The organism is Microthrixaceae bacterium, assembly GCA_023957975.1.
GTDB lineage: Bacteria > Actinomycetota > Acidimicrobiia > Acidimicrobiales > Microtrichaceae > JAMLGM01.
The window spans coordinates 1-17109 of record JAMLGM010000001.1; the positions used below are offsets into that span (position 1 = coordinate 1).

Consider the following 17109-nt stretch of genomic DNA (forward strand, 5'->3'; position numbering starts at 1 on the left):
CGCCCCGGGGGGGGGGGGGGGGGTGCTCCCCCCCCCCCCCCCCCCCGACCGTCGCGTTTTGGCGGCGGGAGGAATACGGCTAATTGAGGCGAATGACTCAGATTTGATACCTCGTGATCTTGCATGTGTCATGCGTGGTGACATTTCTGGTAATTGGTCACATTCACGAGAATTTTCCACCTGGATGGCGCGGAAACCCGATTTCTGCGGCCTAGCATGGACCTTATGAAACGCTCTCTCGCGATTACCGCCGCATCCGTCACCATGCTCGCCAGCGCCTGCATCACCGACCAAGCCCTGTGGGGATCATGCAACCCCGCAGGCGATCCGTGGGGAACCGACGGCCACTGGGTCCTCTACTGCGACAAGGGCGAGTGGGTCCCCACGATGACCGCCCAGGAGTTCGTTGACATCTCCTCCGGCAAGAACGTGACGATCGGAACCCTTCCGACCAAGCCGGCGCCGACCACGACGTCCACCACCTCGACCTCGACGTCCACCACCTCGACCTCGACCACGACCTCGACGGTGCCCGTGCCCTTGCCGGTCTATGCGTCCGGCCCACTTACGGGTGCGCCCGGAGATTCCATCACGTGGACCGGTACCTTCGACAACCTGGGCGATACCCCAGAGGTGAACTTCAACGCATTTCCGGTGGAGGTGACCGCATCGAGCCCGACCAGCATCACGTTCACGGTGCCGGCGCTCGGGTTCACACCCCCCTTGGAGGCAGACCCGTTCGTCGCCGGCGACTACGCGGTCACCGTCAACACGTGGGGCGGGACCAGCGTTCCCCAGACCTTCACTGTCACGGCGCCCTGATTCTTCGGCGATTCAACGTCGGCACAGAGCTGATGAACTTGGTCGTCGGTCATCAAGACCGACGACCAAGTCGCCTTTTTGGGCGAGAGTTCGGCGCCGCGCGGTCGTTTGTCCGGGTCGGGCCGATGCCCCGAAGCCGATAGCGTGGCGGCCATGTCCGACTTCGTTCGTGAGAAAGTGCAGGCCGACATCGATTCCGGAAGGTACGGCGGTGTCGTGCAGACCCGTTTTCCGCCGGAGCCGAACGGCTTCCTGCACATCGGCCATGCCAAGTCGATCTACCTGAACTTCGGGATCGCGGAGGAGTTCGGCGGCCAGTGCTTCCTGCGTTTCGACGACACCAATCCCGAAACCGAAGACGTGTCCTACGTCGACGCCATCCAAGAGGACCTGGCCTGGCTCGGCGTCACCCCGTCGGGGCCGCCGAAGTTCGCCTCCGACTACTTCGAGCAGCTCTATGAATGGGCCGAGGAACTGGTGCGCCAGGGGCTCGCCTATGTCGATGACCAGGACAAGGAAACTATCTCGGCCCAGCGCGGCGGTTTCGGCCAACCGGGAATCGAGAGTCCCCATCGTGACCGCTCGGTGGAGGAGAACCTCGGGTTGTTTCGCCAGATGCGCGACGGAGCGTTCGGCGAGGGCGAGCGGGTGCTTCGCGCCAAGATCGACATGCAGGCCGACAACATGTGGCTGCGCGATCCGGTCCTGTACCGCATCCGCAAGGTGGCCCATCACCGTACCGAGGACCGTTGGTCGATCTATCCGACCTACGACTGGGCACACGGCCAATCCGATGCCATCGAAGGCACGACGCACTCGATCTGCACCCTGGAGTTCGCCGAGCATCGTCCGCTCTACGACTGGTGTCTCGACCACATCGCCCTTCCTTCGCACCGGCCCGAGCAGACCGAGTTCGCTCGCCTGAACCTCACCCACACGGTGCTGTCGAAGCGCACGCTCAAGACCCTCGTCGACACCGGCGCGGTGCAGGGTTGGGACGACGCCCGTATGCCGACGGTTCGGGGGCTGCGCCGCCGCGGCTATCCGGCTGAGGCGATCCGGGCGTTCACCGATCACATCTCGGTGGCCAAGACGAACTCGGTCGTCGAGATCGAACTGCTCGAGTCCTTCGTGCGCACGCACCACAACACCCATGCCCTGCGACGCATGGCGGTGGTCGAGCCGCTCAAGTTGACCATCACCAACTGGCCCGAGGGTCACGTCGAGTGGATGGACGTCGTCAACAATCCCGAGGACCCGGCCGCGGGCACCCGGTCGGTTCCGTTCACGGGTGAGTTGTGGATCGAACAGGAGGACTTCATGGCCGACCCGCCGCCGAAGTACTTCCGCCTCACCCCCGGCCGTGAGGTGCGCCTTCGCAACGCCTATTTCGTGACCGCGACCGAGGCCGTCACCGATGACGACGGAAACATCATCGAGGTGCTCGCCACCTACGACCCCGAGACCAAGGGCGGCAACGCCCCCGATGGCCGCAAGGTGAAATCGACGATGCACTGGGTGTCACGACCCCACGCCGTCGAGGCGACGGTGCATCGTTACGAGCGCCTGTTCCGAGCGGCACATCCGGGTTCTGAGACCGGTGATGTGCTCGACGACCTCGATCCGAACAGCCGCGTGACCACCTCCGCACGTGTCGAGCCGGCACTGGGGGAGATCGCGCCCGGGGAAGTCGTGCAGTTCGAACGACTCGGATATTTCGCGGCCGACCTCGACGATCCGAGCGTGTTCCATCGCACGGTGGGGTTGCGCGACGAGTGGGCGAATATCCAGAAGCAGAAGAAGTAGGGCGCCTGGCCCTCAGGAGACGGTGCGAGAATTGCGTTCTCGTTCGCGAGATCGATATTCTTCGACCGGGTAAGTACGGGAGGCTGCTGATGAACGACGTCGTGACCGTTACGCCGGTGGCGGGATCGCTCGGCGCTGAGATCTCTGGAGTTGACCTCGGCGCCGAGCTGGACAGCGGCACGGTCGCCGCCATCCGGGCCGCATGGCTCGAGCACTTGGTGCTGTTCTTCCGCGATCAGCCGCTCACCCCGGAACAGTTCCTTGGGTTCGCCCGCACGATCGGCGAACCGGTCGAGTACAAGTTCGTTCCCGGAATCGACGGCTTTCCCGAGATCATCTCGGTGCTCAAGGAGGCCGATGAAACGGTGAATTTCGGCGGAATCTGGCACAGCGACGGCACCTACAACGACGAACCGCCCATGGCGACAATGCTCGTTGCCCGTGAGATCCCGCCCTATGGCGGCGACACGATGTTCGCCAACATGTACGACGCGTACGAGGCGCTGTCACCAGCGATGCGCGAGTTGCTCGATCCGTTGAAGGCGGTGAACAGCTCGGCGTTGGCCGATGTCTCCAAGACCCGCGAGGACCGCTACCGCGAATCGCACGACGACGATGACGAGGTTCCGCTGTATGAGGCGGTGCACCCGGTGGTGCGCACCCATCCGGAGACGGGCCGCAAATCGCTGTATGTCAACGTCGCCCACACCGAACGCTTCGACGCGATGACCGTTGAGGAGAGCCGCCCGCTGTTGGAGTTCCTGTTCCAACACCAGGTGCGTCCCGAGTTCACTTGCCGGTTCGTGTGGAAGCCGGGATCAATCGCCATGTGGGACAACCGCTGCGCCATGCACAACCCGGTGAACGACTACCACGGGTTCCGCCGCATGATGCACCGCATCACGCTCCGCGGCGAGCAGCCGGCCTAAGCCCGCCTCAATCTCGCGTTTTGTAGGTACTTTCTGTTGCTGTGGCAACAGAAAGTACCTACAGAACCGTCTTGGCTGGGCCGACCGCCGGTCGTTGCGTCACGGCCGTGGTGATGGCTGCGCTGTCAACACTGGTTGCGTGTGGCGGCGGTGAGGCGGCGACATCGCCGGCCTCGACTGCCCGCCCCGAGGCGACCTCGACGACACAGAGCCGTGGTTCGGGCGATTCGGTGTCAGAGGCGACCGATGCGCCGCTCGCGCCCGGCGCTGCGATCCAGGCTCGGCTCGCCGACGAGTTTCAGGACGCCCAGCTCGCCGCGGAGGTGTTCGCCGGATTAGGCGAGGAAGGCCGTCAGCAGTTGATCGACCGCGTCGGCGAGGATGCAGCGACGAGCGGTGTGTTGACCTACCGTCCCAAGCCCATCCCCGCTGAATCGGTCGACGCGATCATCGTGTTCTCCTTCGGGTACCGGGAAGCGGCCGACGGGTCGGTGATCGCCGGGCCGCCGAACGAACAGCTGGCCGCTGCGGCGAAAGAGTTCGCAACCGAACACGGGGTGCCGATCTACGCGCAGTTCGAAGTCGGCGACCTCCTCGTGAACAGCGGCGTCGAGCGCGTCACCTCCATTCGCCCCGACGTCGACGAGAACGGCCAGATCGTCTACCTGAGCACCAAGGGCGTCCTCGATAAGGCGCTCGCTGCGGCGGCCGGCGATGGGGTCGAGATCGGCACGGCGGGTGTGCTGTGCTTCGCCGATCACGTCGGCCGCTGCCTCATGAACGTTCGCTCCGCCGGCCTCGACGCTGGGGTGCCCGAGGGTGTCGCCTTGCCGAGTGAGTACGACCCGGAGTCTGCCCAGCCATGGACGCGCACCCGGGCCGCGTACCTCGCAACGGATCTCGCCGCACGCGCCTCGTCCTGAGCGGTCGTGTTCTGGCGTTGGGCCGTTCTGGCATTGGGCCGTTCTGGCATTGGGCCGGGCTGGCGTTGCGCGGTTCTGTAGGTAATCGCGGTGGTCATGGCAACCGCGATTACCTACAGAACGGCTGTGGCGGGTGGGCGCGGGCGCGGCAGTGGGGCGGGCGCGGGTCAGGCGGGTGGGCGCAGGTCGTCGTCGAGCGGGGTGCCGCACACGTTGAGCGCCATGGCGAGGACCCCATACGCGCCGACAGTGAAGACGAGGTCGAGCACCTGTTGTTCGTCGAACTCCCGGCGTAACGCAGCGTAGGTGTCCTCGCCCATCTGCGCGTCGGCCACCAGTTCGTCGACGGCCCGCAACAGCGCCGAGTCGAACGGCGACCAACCGGGGGCGTCTGGTCCGGCGGCGATGCGGTCGAGGTCGTCGGCGGTGATGTCGAAGTCGCCGGCGATGATCTCGTGTTGGGCCCACTCGTAGTCGCAGTGGTACACCGTGGCGACCCGCAACACGACGAGTTCACGCTGGCGCTCGGTGAGGGTCGTGGTGTGCATGACGTGCGCGTTGAATTGCATGAACGCCGCGGCCAGCGTCGGGTGATGGGCGAAGGTTCCCAACACGTTGAGCCCCTTGGGCCGACCGGGCGGCTGGGGAGGTCGCCCGTAGCGTTCGGCGCTGAGCGGAGCGAGGGCGTCTTTCATCTCCCGAGGCCAGCGTTGCGGCGGCAGGGGAGCGATGCGAGGGTTGAGGTCGTCGGTCATGGTGCTGAATATCCTCCGTCGACGACGACCGCCGAGCCGGTTTGCCATCGGGACGCGTCACTTGCCAGATAGTCATAGGCCCCGACGAGATCCGCGGCGGTGCCGAGTCCGAGCGGGTGTTTCGCGGCGATGGTGTCGATGGCCTGTTGGGGCAATTGTTCGTGGATCGCTGAGCGAAACGTTCCGGGGCACACGCAGTTCACCCGGATGTTGTCGCGGCTGTATTCGACCGCCGCAACCTTGGCGAGTTGGATGACCGCCGCCTTGGTCGCACAGTACGGCGCGGCGTGAGACCATGCGGTCAGCCCCGACACCGATGCGGTCAGGATGATCGAGCCGGATCGCCGCTCGCGCATCGAGGGCACGACCGCGGAGATGGCGTTGACCGCCCCCATGACGTTGACGTTGAAGGCCCGTTGCCAGTCTTCGGGCGTCAGGTTGTGGATCCGACCGTTGGGCGACAGCACCCCGGCGTTGGAGATCATGGCGTCGACGGCGCCAAAGCGTTCGAGCGCGAGATCGACCACCGCCTGCACGGCGGCCGGTTCGCTGACATCCGCGAGCCGGGTGGCGAGGTTGACGGAGTCACCTGTGGCCTCAATGGCGTCGAGGGTTGCGCTGAGGGAGGCGTCGCTGAGGTCGCTCAAGACGAGGTTTGTCGCCGGGTCGGCGGCGAAGTGGGTGGCGAGCGCGGCGCCGAGCGAGCCGCCCGCTCCGGTGATGACGACGGTGCGTCGAGCCGAGTTCGGGGTCGGGGTCGAGTCAGTGTCAGAGTCAGAGTCAGAGTCAGAGTCAGAGTCAGAGTTGCTGGTCATACGAGGAGATACCCTCCGTCGACGTTGATGACGGTGCCGGTGATGAACGCCGAGGCGTCCGAGGCGAGGAACTGATAGGCCCCGACCAGGTCGGTGTTGGCCCCCCAGCGGTGTTGGGCCGTGTGGCTGAGGACCCGGTCGGCGAGCTTGGGATTCTTCTTCCATCCCTCGGCGAGCGGGGAGTCGAACCATCCGGGGGCGACGACGTTCACCGTGATTCCCTCATCGGCGAAATCGAGGGCCAGGCTCTTGGCGAGGGCGACGAGTCCCGCCTTGGAGGCCCCGTAGGCGCCGAGTCCACGTGCCGATCGTTCGCCGAGGACCGAACCGGTGAACACGATCCGACCACCGGGTTGCATCACCTTCGCGGCTGCTCGGGCGCCGAGAAAGGCCGAGGTGAGGTTGACCTCGAGCACCTGTCGCCAGGTCTCCAGATCAACCGAGCGGGCATCGGCGACGACGGGGGAGATTCCGGCGTTGGAGATCCACACGTCGAGTCCGCCCCATTCGGCGATCGTGTCTGCGGCAATGCGTTCGTTGACCTCTTCGTCGGAGACGTCACCCACCACGATGATCGAGGGGCCGGGTAATTCGCTGGCGAGGGCGACGAGGTCGTGGCGGGTTCGTGCCACCAGTGTGAGTTTGGCTCCCGCGGAGGAGAACCCATGGGCAAGGAGGCGGCCAAGGCCACGGCTCGCACCGGTCAGCACGACCCGCCTTCCCGCGACGTCGCCTGGGTTGGGCCACGTCGCCGGAATCTCGATCTGTGCCGCCTCGACCTGTGCCGCCTCGACCTGTGCCGCCTCGACCTGTGCTGCCTCGGATGTGTCGCCCACGGCGTCCCCCAGAAAGTTCGGATCCCGATTCGCCCCCAGGATCTTGTACCGACCGGTACGATAACCGCTCATGGCCGGCAACGATGAACTTCTCGAGATGTATCGACGCATGGCGGTGATCCGCGGCTTCGAACAGCGCGTCTCGGTGCTCTACCGCAACGGTGAGGTGCCGGGGTTCGTCCACCTGTCGATCGGCCAGGAGGCCACCGCGGTCGGTGCGTGCTGGGCGCTGCGGAGCGACGACGTCATCACCTCCACCCATCGCGGTCACGCCCACTGCCTGGCCAAGGGGCTCGATCCGACGGCGATGTTCGCCGAACTGATGGGTCGCGACGGCGGCACCAATCGAGGTCGAGGCGGGTCGATGCACATTGCCGATCCGAACCTGGGGATCTTCGGAGCGAACGGCATCGTCGCCGCTGGCCTGCCCATCGCCGCGGGTGCGGCCACCGCGGCCCAGCTGCGGGCCGACGATGCGGTGGTCGTCGCGTTCTTCGGCGACGGTGCGGTCGCTCAGGGAGCCTTTCACGAGGCGGTGAACCTGGCGGCGGTCTGGGAACTGCCGGTCGTGTTCTTCTGCGAGAACAACGGGTACGCCGAATTCTCGCCAGCCGAAGCCCAGCACGCAGCGCCACTGTCGAGCCGTGCCGCCGGCTATGGGGTGGGGTTCACGGCGATCGACGGAAACGACGTCGTCGGCGTGGCCGAGGCGATGGGCGGAATCGTCGAATCGGTCCGCACGGGTGCTGGACCGGTGATCGTGGAGGCGACCACCTATCGCTGGCACGGCCACTACGAGGGAGATCCCGAGCGATACCGCACCCCCGAGGAAGTGGAGGCCGCCAAGGATCGCGATCCGCTCGTGGTCGCCCATCGTCGTCTGGTCGATTCCGGCACTGCGAGTGACGACATCGACCGAATCGATGTCGAGGTCGCAGCAGAACTCGACTCGGCGATCGTTACGGCTCGGGCGATGCCGGTGCCGCCGTTGGAGTCGTTGCGCGACTTCGTGGTGCGCGAGCGCCCGAGGATCGACGAGGTGGGGTGTGACACTTCTTGTAGACGGTCGTTACCAGGAAGGAATGACAGGACGATATGTCTACGAATCGCAGGAAGTTCACCGATGAGTTCAAGGCCGACGCGGTCCAACTCGTCGTGGCTGGTGACCGGCCGATCGCGCAGGTCGCCAGGGAGCTGGAGGTCAATGAGAGTTCGCTCGGGTATTGGGTGAAGGCGTACCGGGCGCAGCACCCGGACTCGGAGATCGCGCCGATGCCGGTGGAAGCGGCGCGGATCGCTCGACTGGAGGCGGAGAACCGGCGGCTGGCCGAGGAGAACGCGTTCTTGAAAAAAGCGGCGGCCTTCTTCGCGAGGGAGCAGCGGTGAGCGAGAAGTTCACGCTGATACACGCGCAGAAGGCCACCTTCACGATCGAGTTGATGACACGACTGCTCGGGGTTTCACGCGCTGGCTACTACGCGTGGGCGAAGCGTCTGGGCTTGCTGTCACCGATGGCGACGCGGCGAGCGGAGTTGACCGAGCGGATCAAGAAGATCCACGACGACTCGAACGGTGTCAACGGGTTCCGGCGGGTGCTCGCCGAGCTGGCCCGTCAGGGTGTCGCGGCGTCGGAGGGCCTGGTGCGCAAGATCATGCGGGAACTGGGGATCTTCGGGGTCCAGCCCCACACCCGCAAGCGCACCACGATCCCCGCTGAAGATGCCGTCGATCGTCCCGATCTGCTCAAGCGGGACTTCACCGCCGACCGGCCCGGTGTCCGCTTCGTTGGTGACATCACCTACTTGCGCACCGGGGAAGGATGGCTGTATCTGGCGACGGTGATCGACTTGTTCAACCGAGAGGTGGTGGGCTGGTCGATGGCCGACCATATGCGCACCGAACTGATCACCGATGCCCTGAAGATGGCCCGCACCCACGGGCGCATCGAGCCGGGCGCCCTGTTCCACTCGGATCGCGGAAGCCAGTACACCTCTGACGATTACGCCAAACTCGCGAAGGCTTTCGGAGTTCGTTTGTCGGTCGGGCGGACGGGGGTGTGCTGGGACAACGCTGTCGCGGAATCGTGGTTCTCGATGCTCAAGAACGAGATGTACTACCGGCACGCCTTCCCCACCCGGCGGAAGGCGAGATTCGCCGTGATGCAGTACATCGAGGTGTTCTACAACCGCCGCCGGCTTCATTCAGCGCTCGGCTACCGCACCCCCGTCGAGACCCGCGCCGACTACTACGCCCGGACCGCAACCGCGGCCTGAAATCCACAAAGAGACCGTCTACAAAACTTGACACAGCCCAGTCGGTGGCGTGTCAGGCGAGTAGAGCGATGTGTTGGTAGGCGTGGGTGAGGACTTCGGCGGTGGGCCAGGTGTCGATGATGCGCACGATGCTTTGGCGAGCGGTGCGGATGAGGCGGCCTGGCGTGTGGAACAGGGTCCAGCGGAGTTTCTTTGGGCGCGTGTCAGCCCAGCTGGTGGGCAGGCACACGAGTTGGAACCAGCGCACGAGATCCGCGGCGAGGCAGACGGTTTGGAGCCATGCCTGGTTGGAGTCGAAGTCACGAAACGGGAACCGGCACAGTCCGGAGTCTTTCAACCGTTGAATGTGTTGTTCGACGTGTGCGTGCGCGCGCATCGTCGCGTCCAACTCGATGGGGTCGCCGGGTTGGTCGGTGTAGAACCCCCAGTACCGGTACTCGAAGGACGGGAACAAGGATCGTTGCGCGCCGGGGTGGAGGGGTTCGCGTCGCACGATCAGCCGTGTTCGGTCCGGTAGCTTGTCGTCGTCGATCAACGAGGTGAGTTCACACACCGCGGCACCATCGCAGCGTGGCTCGCCGTTGCGGTCGAGTGCAGGGATCCAGGCGTCAACACCGATCGAATCGCTGATTGCTTCTGTCACGCCTTCGTTGGATCGGGCGGTCACGTAGAACCCGATGTTGCGTTCCCGACACGCGGCCAGGAACCCTTTCGTGCATCCAGCAGAGTCCGCTCGTACTACGACTTGGCGTACGGTCAGGTCCGGGTCGTCGTCGACATGGTGACCGACAGCGATCCTGGTGGGGAGCTGGTTGATCGCAGCGTCCAACACTGTGATGTGGTCGGTGACGGTGTTCGCGCCGGCGTTGCCCGGTCGCAGGACCGCGGCCAAGCATTCACCAGTGCCGTCAGCGAATGCGAACCATTGGGTGGAACCCGAACCCGCCCTTGAACGTTGCAGCAGTGTTCTGTTTGTTCTCCGAGTGGATCTCGATCAACGACGCGTCGATATCCAACATCACCGGCCCGGACGTTGCGATACCCGCTTGGGTCCATACCCGTTCACGCAACGGCGCCAGTACAGCAGCGATATCGGTCCGGTCTGACGCGTCGATTCCCGAGAGCGTGCGAGACACGGTCGTGTCTGAGGGAACATCGCCGAACAACGCTGGGCTGACTCCGAGGTGTTCGACATCGCAACATGTTTCGCCGCCCCCGGCGAGCGTCAACGCTGTCTGCACCAGCACTTTGCCCCGATCATGACCAGGAGTCCCGCGGCCCCGATAGGTCACCGCAGCCGACAACGCTGTGCCGAGTCCGATCCGATCAGCGAACGCCCCCAACGCGTGTAACCCGACATGAGCCACGACACCAGTTCCGCCCGCCTCTACCTTGATCTTGCGTGTGCTGTTAGCGTTCACCTGGCAAGTGCTCCCTCGATCGGCCTTCTCGATGTTTCGCAACACCCAGAAAAGCCCACCGGAGGGGCACTTGTCGCGTTTCGAGTCCCTCAACCCATATCAACCCCGCGAAGAACCAGGGCTAATGGTGTGTCGCGGAATTGATCGTCTGGGTCAGTGCGGCGCGGCCTCGCTGGACCTTGGCGATGATCTCTTCCGCGGTCTTGACCCAGACGAACGGTTTGGGGTCGTCGTTCCAGTGTGAAACCCACACATCGATCGCCTCGACCAGAGCTGCGACGCTGTTGAAGCTTCCGGTCCGCAACCGCTTGTTCGTGAGCTGCGCGAACCAGCCCTCGACCAAGTTCAGCCACGACGCCGAGGTCGGCGTGAAATGCAGATGCCACCGCTTCTGCGCCGGCTTCGCCAACCAGCGCCTGACCGGTTCGGACTTGTGCGCGGACAGGTTGTCCAACACCACATGCACCTCGAGGTGACGCGGGACGTGCAGATCGATCCACTTGAAAAAGGCCAACACATCCTGGCCGGTGTGGGTCTTGCGGGTGTCGTAGAGCACCTCGCCGGTCCCAACGTTCAACGCGGCGAACAGATCAGTCGTGCCGTTCCGCTTGTAGTCATGGGTCATCGTGCGGCCCCGCCCCGCCACCATCGGCAACGACGGTTGAGTTCGGTCCAACGCCTGACACTGGGTCTTTTCATCGAAACTGAACACCACCGCCCGCTCGGGCGGGTTCAGATACAACCCGACGACATCAACCAGCTTCTTCTCGAACTCGGGATCGTTCGACAACTTGAACGTATCGACCCGCCACGGCCGCAACTTCCGCGCCCGCCACACCCGCGCCACGGTGTCTTTACCAACCCCGTGACGCTGCGCCATCGTTCGAGTCGACCACTGCGTCGATCCATCATCAGGGACCGTGTGCAACGTGTCGGAAACGATCGCGTCGATCGTTTCCTGCGCGATCTCAGGTTTGCGGCCCCGACCTTTCGCGATCGACCCGACCGCAGCGATCCCGTCAGCCTCGAACTTGGTACGCCACCGGCGTACCGTCACCGTCGTGGTCCCGCACGCCCGCGCGATCGCCCCGTTCGACTCGCCATCAGCAGCCAACAACAACGCCGAGGACTGCACCACCACCCGATACGGCAACGACGACGACACCGCCATCCGTTCCAACTCGGCCCGATCCTCGGGTGACACCATCAACGGGGCAGCGATCTCTACCGGCACCCCACCACACTAACCCGATTCGCTATTTCAGCGACGAACCACTAAGGTGCTGGACTTCGCGGTTGCGGCTGCAAGCAGTTTCCGTGAGCCAGCTGGCGGAAGTGGCGTGCTGAGGTGCATTTGGTCAGCTGTGGCGTGCAGCTGATTGGCGCGCCACAGCCGTGGGTCCCTGGAGTTGTCCATAGCAGCATGTGTGTCTGCGGGGGAAATGAACTCGCTACTTCCGAGGAGGGATTAGCGATATATCAGTGGGAATGCAACCAGATGTAGATCTATAGACTTGGCCAACTTGCCCATTTGGTAGTTGATCCGGCTCCACCTGATTCGTGGCTCGATACCGCTCCCCTACGGCCGTAATGCTGCACTCGCCAAATGCTTCTTGTAGATCTCTATTGTACGAGATTGCGAAGCCTACTAAGGCTAGTAGCGGAATCACTAGAGCGATGACGAAGACTGCAGCGAATATTGAGCCTGATGTGAGTTTTGGCGGCATGGGCGGAGTGATCTGTTGGCTTTGGCGGGTCGCTGTCATAGGACGCTGCTATCGTAGGCGAATCCGGGAACGAAAGTACTCCGGACATGTCAAAGTTTCGTAGAGACGGTGAGTTTCAGCGGTGGGTGCACGGTCCCGGCATGATTGCCGGCACTGTCGCGCGAGGGGCAACACGGGCGGACTGGAGGTGGGGCGCCTGACGTGCGCGGATGTAGGCGAATCGCCGCCCTTAGGTATCTATGCGCTGGGGGTGAGGGTTCGGCCGATGACCATGTGTTGGATCTCGTTCGTACCTTCGCCGATTTCGAGCACCTTGGCGTCGCAGTAGAAGCGGGCGACGGGCGATTCGAGCATGTAGCCGAGTCCGCCGTGGATCTGCACGGCCTCCGATGCCGCCGACATTGCCAGGCGACTCGCCTTGAGTTTCGCCATCGACGCCTCTTTCAGGAACGGCTTGCCAGCGTCGCGTAACGCCGCCGCCCGGTAGGTCAGCCACCGGGCCGCTTCGAGTTCGGTAGCGATGTCGGCGAGCTTGAACTGAATGGCCTGGAACTTGGCGATCGGTTGGCCGAATTGTTGGCGTTGATGTGCGTAGTCGACGGCCATGTCCAACACCGCCTGCGTGAGGCTGAGCGACAGGGCGGCGATGGAGATGCGTCCGACTTCGAGGGCGCTGAGGAACTGGCTGAGCCCCATCTCGGGGTCGCCGATGAGGTGATCGTCGGGCACGAACACGTTGTCGAAGAAGAGTTCTCGGGTGTCGAGTCCCTTCCAGCCGATGCCGCGCATCTTGGGTCCCATCGTGAACCCCGGAGTGTCCTTCTCGACGACGAAGCTGGCGAACATCGCGTTGTCGTCGGAGCCGGTGCGTGCCAACAGGGTCACCCCGAAGCTCATGTCGGTGCCGGCGTTGGAGATGAACGTCTTGGCGCCGTTGATGAGCCAGCCGCCATCGACACGTTCGGCACGGGTGCGGATACCGCGGGCGTCGGAGCCGGCATCGGGTTCGGTCAGGCCGAACGCCCCGAGCGCGGTGCCTTCGGCGAGGGGGCGTAACCACCGTTCGCGCTGGTCGTCGTTGCCGAACAACAGCAGCGGCAACGAGCCGATCGTGACGTGGGCCTGCCAGGCCGCGGCGACCGACTGGTCCGCGTGGCCGATCTGTTCCATCGCTGCGACGAACCCGACCGTGGTCATCTCGATGCCGCCCCAGCGTTCGGGAATCAACATTCCGAGCAGGCCGAGTTCGCCCATTTCCCGCAGGAGATCGGTGGGACACACCGCCGCCTCCCAGGCCTCGGGTGCCCGTGGGGCGATCTCGTTGCGTGCGAAATCCCGGCACAGATGTGCAAGTTCGCGTTCTGCTTCCGTCAGCTCGAAGTCCACATTTGTATACTAACCGGTCGGTACAAAAAATTCGGGGGAATGGCTGTGCCGGGGGACGCGACATGCAACCAAACGATCTTGAACCGTCCGACCGAGGTGTCGATGTCGACGTGCTCATCGTCGGCGCCGGGGTCACGGGCATCTACCAGCTCTACCGGGCACTCGAGTGCGGGTTCAGCGCCGAGATCGTCGAGGCCGGCTCCGGGGTCGGCGGGACGTGGTTCTGGAACCGCTACCCGGGCGCCCGGTTCGACTCGGAGAGCTACACCTACGCCTACCTGTTCTCGCAGGAACTGTTCGAGGAGTGGGAGTGGAGCGAGCATTTCGCCGAGCAGGGCGAGACCGAGCGCTACCTGAACCACGTTGTCGATCGTTTCGATCTGCGCCGTCACATTCGCTTCGGCACCCGGGTTGCTTCGGCGGTGTGGGACGAGGCCGGCGCACGATGGGTCGTCACCTTCGGCGACGGTTCGAGGCGCACCGCTCGCCATGTCGTCGCCGCCACGGGCGTGTTGTCGGTGCCCTTCTACCCAGACGTCGAGGGCCGCGAGGACTTCGCGGGCGAGTCGTATCACACCGGATTGTGGCCCGCCGAGCCGGTAGATCTCGTCGACAAGCGGGTGGCGGTGATCGGCACGGGGTCAAGCGGCGTGCAGATCATCCCGGTCATCGCGCCCGAGGTCGCCTCGCTCACGGTGTATCAGCGCAGCCCCAACTGGTGCACCCCGCTCAACAACTCGCCGATCACCGCCGCCGAACAGGCCGAACTGCGGGCGAATTTCGAGGAGATGCGCGAGGTGCTCAACACCTCGATCGCCGGCTTCCTGCACGAACCCCATGACCGCAATGCCTTCGACGACACCGACGCCCAACGCCAGGCGTTCTTCGAAAAGATGTGGGCGAGTCCGGGCTTTTCGAAGATGTCGTCGAACTACCTCGACCTGTTGTTCGACGAGGCGGCGAATCGGGCCTGGTGCGACTTCATCGAGGCCAAGGTGCGTTCGATCGTCACCGACCCCGCCAAAGCCGACAAACTCGTTCCCACCGACCATCGCTACGGCGAGAAGCGTCCGCCCTTCGTCACCGACTACTACGAGACGTTCAACGATCCGAAGGTGTCGATCGTCGACCTGCGGGCCACGCCCATCGTTCGGGTGACCGAGACGGGCATCGAGACCACCGAGGGGCTCGTCGAACTCGACGTGATCATCTGGGCGACCGGATTCGACTTCGGCACCGGCGCGCTCAATCGCCTCGGCGTCGTCGGGCGTGACGGGGTGGCACTCACCGAGCATTGGGCCGACGGCCCGACGACCTTCCTCGGCGTGCAGACCAGCCGGTTCCCCAACTTCTATTTCCCGGGTGGTCCGCACGCCGCGGCGGGAAACAACCCTCGCTACAACGGCGATCAGGTCGACTTCGTCATCGACTTGTTGGTCCACGCCCGCGACCACGGATTCGACGTGATCGAGGTCGGCGCCGATGCCGAACGGCGTTGGACCGACATGGTGGATCGGGGGGCGGTGGCCGCACCGTTCGGGGAGAAGAGCTACTTCTTCGGCACCAACATTGCGGGCAAGCCGGTGAAGTACCTGCTGAACTCCGGAGGTCGGCCGAAGCTGTTCAAGGAGATCGAACGCGTGCACAACACCGACTTCGCCGCCTTCGACTTCTCGACTGCTGCGGAGTCCTCGGAGCGATGAGCCCGGCCGCGGAGGTGTCCCGAGGAGTGTTGAGCGGCCCGTCGCTTGAGAGCGTCGAGGGCATTGGCGCGCTCACCCTTGGGGGATTCCTTCGCGAGGTCACCGAACGATTCGCCACCAACGAGGCGATCGTGTTCGACGACCCGCTGACCGACCACGACGCCGGCGTTGCGACCGTGCGCCTCACCTATGCGCAGGTGTGGGAGCGAACCCGTCGCATCGCCGCCGCCCTCGTCGCCGCCGGTGTTGAACCCGGCGAGTTCGTCGGCGTCGTCATGGGCAATCGCCCCGAGGCGATCGAGTCGATTTTCGCCGCGGCCATGATCGGTGCGGTCGCGGTGCCGATGTCGACCTTCGCTCCGCCGCCGGAACTGCAGGCGATGCTCGAGATCTCGGGAGTCTCGGTCGTGGTGACCCAGCCCCGGCTGCTCGCCCGGAGTTTCGGCGACGACCTCTGCGCATTGCAGCCCCGGGTGCCTGGGCTGCGTCGCGTCGAGGTGGTGGGCGAGCCTGGCTGGGCCGAGTTTCTCGCCACGGGCGACGCTGTCGGGTCGGAGGGACTCGACGCTCGACTGGCGGTGGTGAAACCCGAGGACCCCGGCCTGGTCATCTTCAGTTCCGGCACCACGAGCCGACCCAAGGCGATGCTGCACACCAACCGGGCGCCCAGCCAACAATTCTGGGTGCAGGCGCAGATCTTCGGGCGCACACAACAGACCCGCATGTGGACGGCGTTGCCGCTGTTTTGGACCGCCGGGTTCAACACCGCTGTCGGCGCCACCCTCGCGGCCGGTGGGTGTTGGGTCGCGCAGGAGACCTTCGAGGCTGGCGAGGCGCTCGCGTTGATGGGCCGCGAGCGCGTCACCGAGCCCTACGCCATGCCCCACCAGGGAGCGGCGCTCGCCGAGCACCCGCACTGGCCGTACGCCGATCTGTCCTCGCTGCGTTGTGTGTTCGGCAAGTCGGTGTTCGCCCGGCATCCATCGGTCGACGGCGACACCGGCTGGACGATGCCGGTGGGATACGGACTTTCGGAGACCTGCGCGTTCGTGTCGGGTCATCGCAGTGACGCTGGTCGTGACGCCATGAAGCGGTCGGTCGGGGGGTTGCTGCCGGGAATCGAGGTGCGGATCTCCTCCTTCGAGACCGGCGACGCGCTCGATGTCGGCGAGGTCGGCGAGATCACGGTGCGGGGGTCGACGGTGATGCTCGGGTACCTCGGCCGCGACCCCGCAGAGTGCTTCGACGCGGATGGGTTTTTCCACACCGGCGACAGCGGCCACCTCGACTCCGCCGGTGAGCTGCACTACGACGGCCGTGCCACGGAGATGATCAAGTCCGGCGGCGCCAACATCTCCCCGGCCGAAATCGAGGTGGCGTTGCGGGCGTGCGCGGGGGTGAAACTCGCCCGCGTGATCGGCGTCGACGACGAACGTCTCGACCAGATCGCCGTCGCCTGTGTCGAGGTGGCCGACGGCGCCACGCTCACCGCGCACGACGTCACCTCGTTCCTTCGTGAACGGATCGCCACCTACAAGGTTCCGCGGCGGGTGCTGATCTTCGACGCCGGCGAGATCCCCCTCACCTCGAGTGGCACCAAGGTCCGCGACGCCGAGTTGCGTTCACTCATCGCCGAACGCGTCGCCGCCGAACGCCTCGCCGGCGAGCCAGCACCGACCGAACCCGCACCGACCGAACGTTGAATGGAGACCT

The 17109-nt window shown here is 64.8% G+C and carries 15 protein-coding genes; 8 read left to right on the forward strand and 7 right to left on the reverse strand.

Annotation, left to right across the window (positions count from 1 at the left end; genetic code table 11):
* Positions 1–225 precede the first annotated feature (225 nt).
* The 4 genes from M9952_00005 (at position 226) to M9952_00020 (ending at position 4480) form a co-directional block, all read left to right on the forward strand.
* Positions 226–822, forward strand: coding sequence for an IPT/TIG domain-containing protein (locus M9952_00005; GenBank protein ID MCO5311314.1), 597 nt, complete (start codon positions 226–228; stop codon positions 820–822).
* Between the two features lie 153 nt (positions 823–975).
* On the forward strand, positions 976–2628 hold the full coding sequence (locus M9952_00010; protein ID MCO5311315.1) for a glutamine--tRNA ligase/YqeY domain fusion protein: 1653 nt from the start codon (positions 976–978) through the stop codon (positions 2626–2628).
* Positions 2629–2717: 89 nt separating this feature from the next.
* Positions 2718–3557, forward strand: coding sequence for a TauD/TfdA family dioxygenase (locus M9952_00015; protein ID MCO5311316.1), 840 nt, complete (start codon positions 2718–2720; stop codon positions 3555–3557).
* A 113-nt stretch (positions 3558–3670) separates the two neighbouring features.
* Positions 3671–4480, forward strand: coding sequence for a hypothetical protein (locus M9952_00020; protein MCO5311317.1), 810 nt, complete (start codon positions 3671–3673; stop codon positions 4478–4480).
* 167 nt (positions 4481–4647) lie between these two features.
* Here M9952_00020 and M9952_00025 read toward each other — a convergent pair whose 3' ends face one another.
* From M9952_00025 to M9952_00035, 3 genes are read right to left on the reverse strand one after another with little or no spacing between them, the layout of a single operon-like run.
* The gene (locus M9952_00025) at positions 4648–5235 is read right to left on the reverse strand and encodes a carboxymuconolactone decarboxylase family protein (protein MCO5311318.1); all 588 of its coding nucleotides are present in this window, start codon (positions 5233–5235) and stop codon (positions 4648–4650) included.
* Positions 5232–6050, reverse strand: a complete 819-nt coding sequence (locus tag M9952_00030) for an SDR family oxidoreductase (protein MCO5311319.1) — start codon at positions 6048–6050, stop codon at positions 5232–5234. Before M9952_00030 ends, M9952_00025 begins: the two co-directional genes overlap by 4 nt.
* The gene (locus M9952_00035) at positions 6047–6958 is read right to left on the reverse strand and encodes an SDR family oxidoreductase (protein MCO5311320.1); all 912 of its coding nucleotides are present in this window, start codon (positions 6956–6958) and stop codon (positions 6047–6049) included. The genes M9952_00030 and M9952_00035 overlap by 4 nt, the downstream gene beginning before the upstream one ends.
* On the opposite strand from M9952_00035, the gene M9952_00040 reads away from it, so the two are divergent.
* On the forward strand, positions 6957–8117 hold the full coding sequence (locus M9952_00040) for a thiamine pyrophosphate-dependent dehydrogenase E1 component subunit alpha (GenBank protein ID MCO5311321.1): 1161 nt from the start codon (positions 6957–6959) through the stop codon (positions 8115–8117). The genes M9952_00035 and M9952_00040 overlap by 2 nt on opposite strands.
* Positions 8042–9159, forward strand: a protein-coding gene (locus M9952_00045) for an IS3 family transposase (protein ID MCO5311322.1) whose coding sequence is annotated in 2 segments (ribosomal slippage) — positions 8042–8243 and positions 8243–9159 — 1119 coding nt in all. Because the reading frame shifts where the segments join, the coding sequence is not laid out codon by codon here. Before M9952_00040 ends, M9952_00045 begins: the two co-directional genes overlap by 76 nt.
* A 52-nt stretch (positions 9160–9211) precedes the next feature.
* Here M9952_00045 and M9952_00050 read toward each other — a convergent pair.
* From M9952_00050 to M9952_00065, 4 genes are all read right to left on the reverse strand, one after another.
* The gene (locus M9952_00050) at positions 9212–10051 is read right to left on the reverse strand and encodes a transposase (protein MCO5311323.1); all 840 of its coding nucleotides are present in this window, start codon (positions 10049–10051) and stop codon (positions 9212–9214) included.
* 16 nt (positions 10052–10067) lie between these two features.
* On the reverse strand, positions 10068–10526 hold the full coding sequence (locus M9952_00055; protein ID MCO5311324.1) for a transposase: 459 nt from the start codon (positions 10524–10526) through the stop codon (positions 10068–10070).
* A 175-nt stretch (positions 10527–10701) separates the two neighbouring features.
* Positions 10702–11787, reverse strand: a complete 1086-nt coding sequence (locus M9952_00060) for an IS630 family transposase (protein ID MCO5311325.1) — start codon at positions 11785–11787, stop codon at positions 10702–10704.
* A gap of 757 nt (positions 11788–12544) precedes the next feature.
* Entirely contained in the window at positions 12545–13693 is a 1149-nt protein-coding gene (locus M9952_00065) for an acyl-CoA dehydrogenase family protein (protein MCO5311326.1), read from the reverse strand.
* Positions 13694–13755: 62 nt separating this feature from the next.
* On the opposite strand from M9952_00065, the gene M9952_00070 reads away from it, so the two are divergent.
* Positions 13756–15396, forward strand: coding sequence for an NAD(P)/FAD-dependent oxidoreductase (locus tag M9952_00070; protein MCO5311327.1), 1641 nt, complete (start codon positions 13756–13758; stop codon positions 15394–15396).
* Positions 15393–17099, forward strand: a complete 1707-nt coding sequence (locus tag M9952_00075; protein MCO5311328.1) for an acyl--CoA ligase — start codon at positions 15393–15395, stop codon at positions 17097–17099. The genes M9952_00070 and M9952_00075 overlap by 4 nt, the downstream gene beginning before the upstream one ends.
* Positions 17100–17109 lie beyond the last annotated feature (10 nt).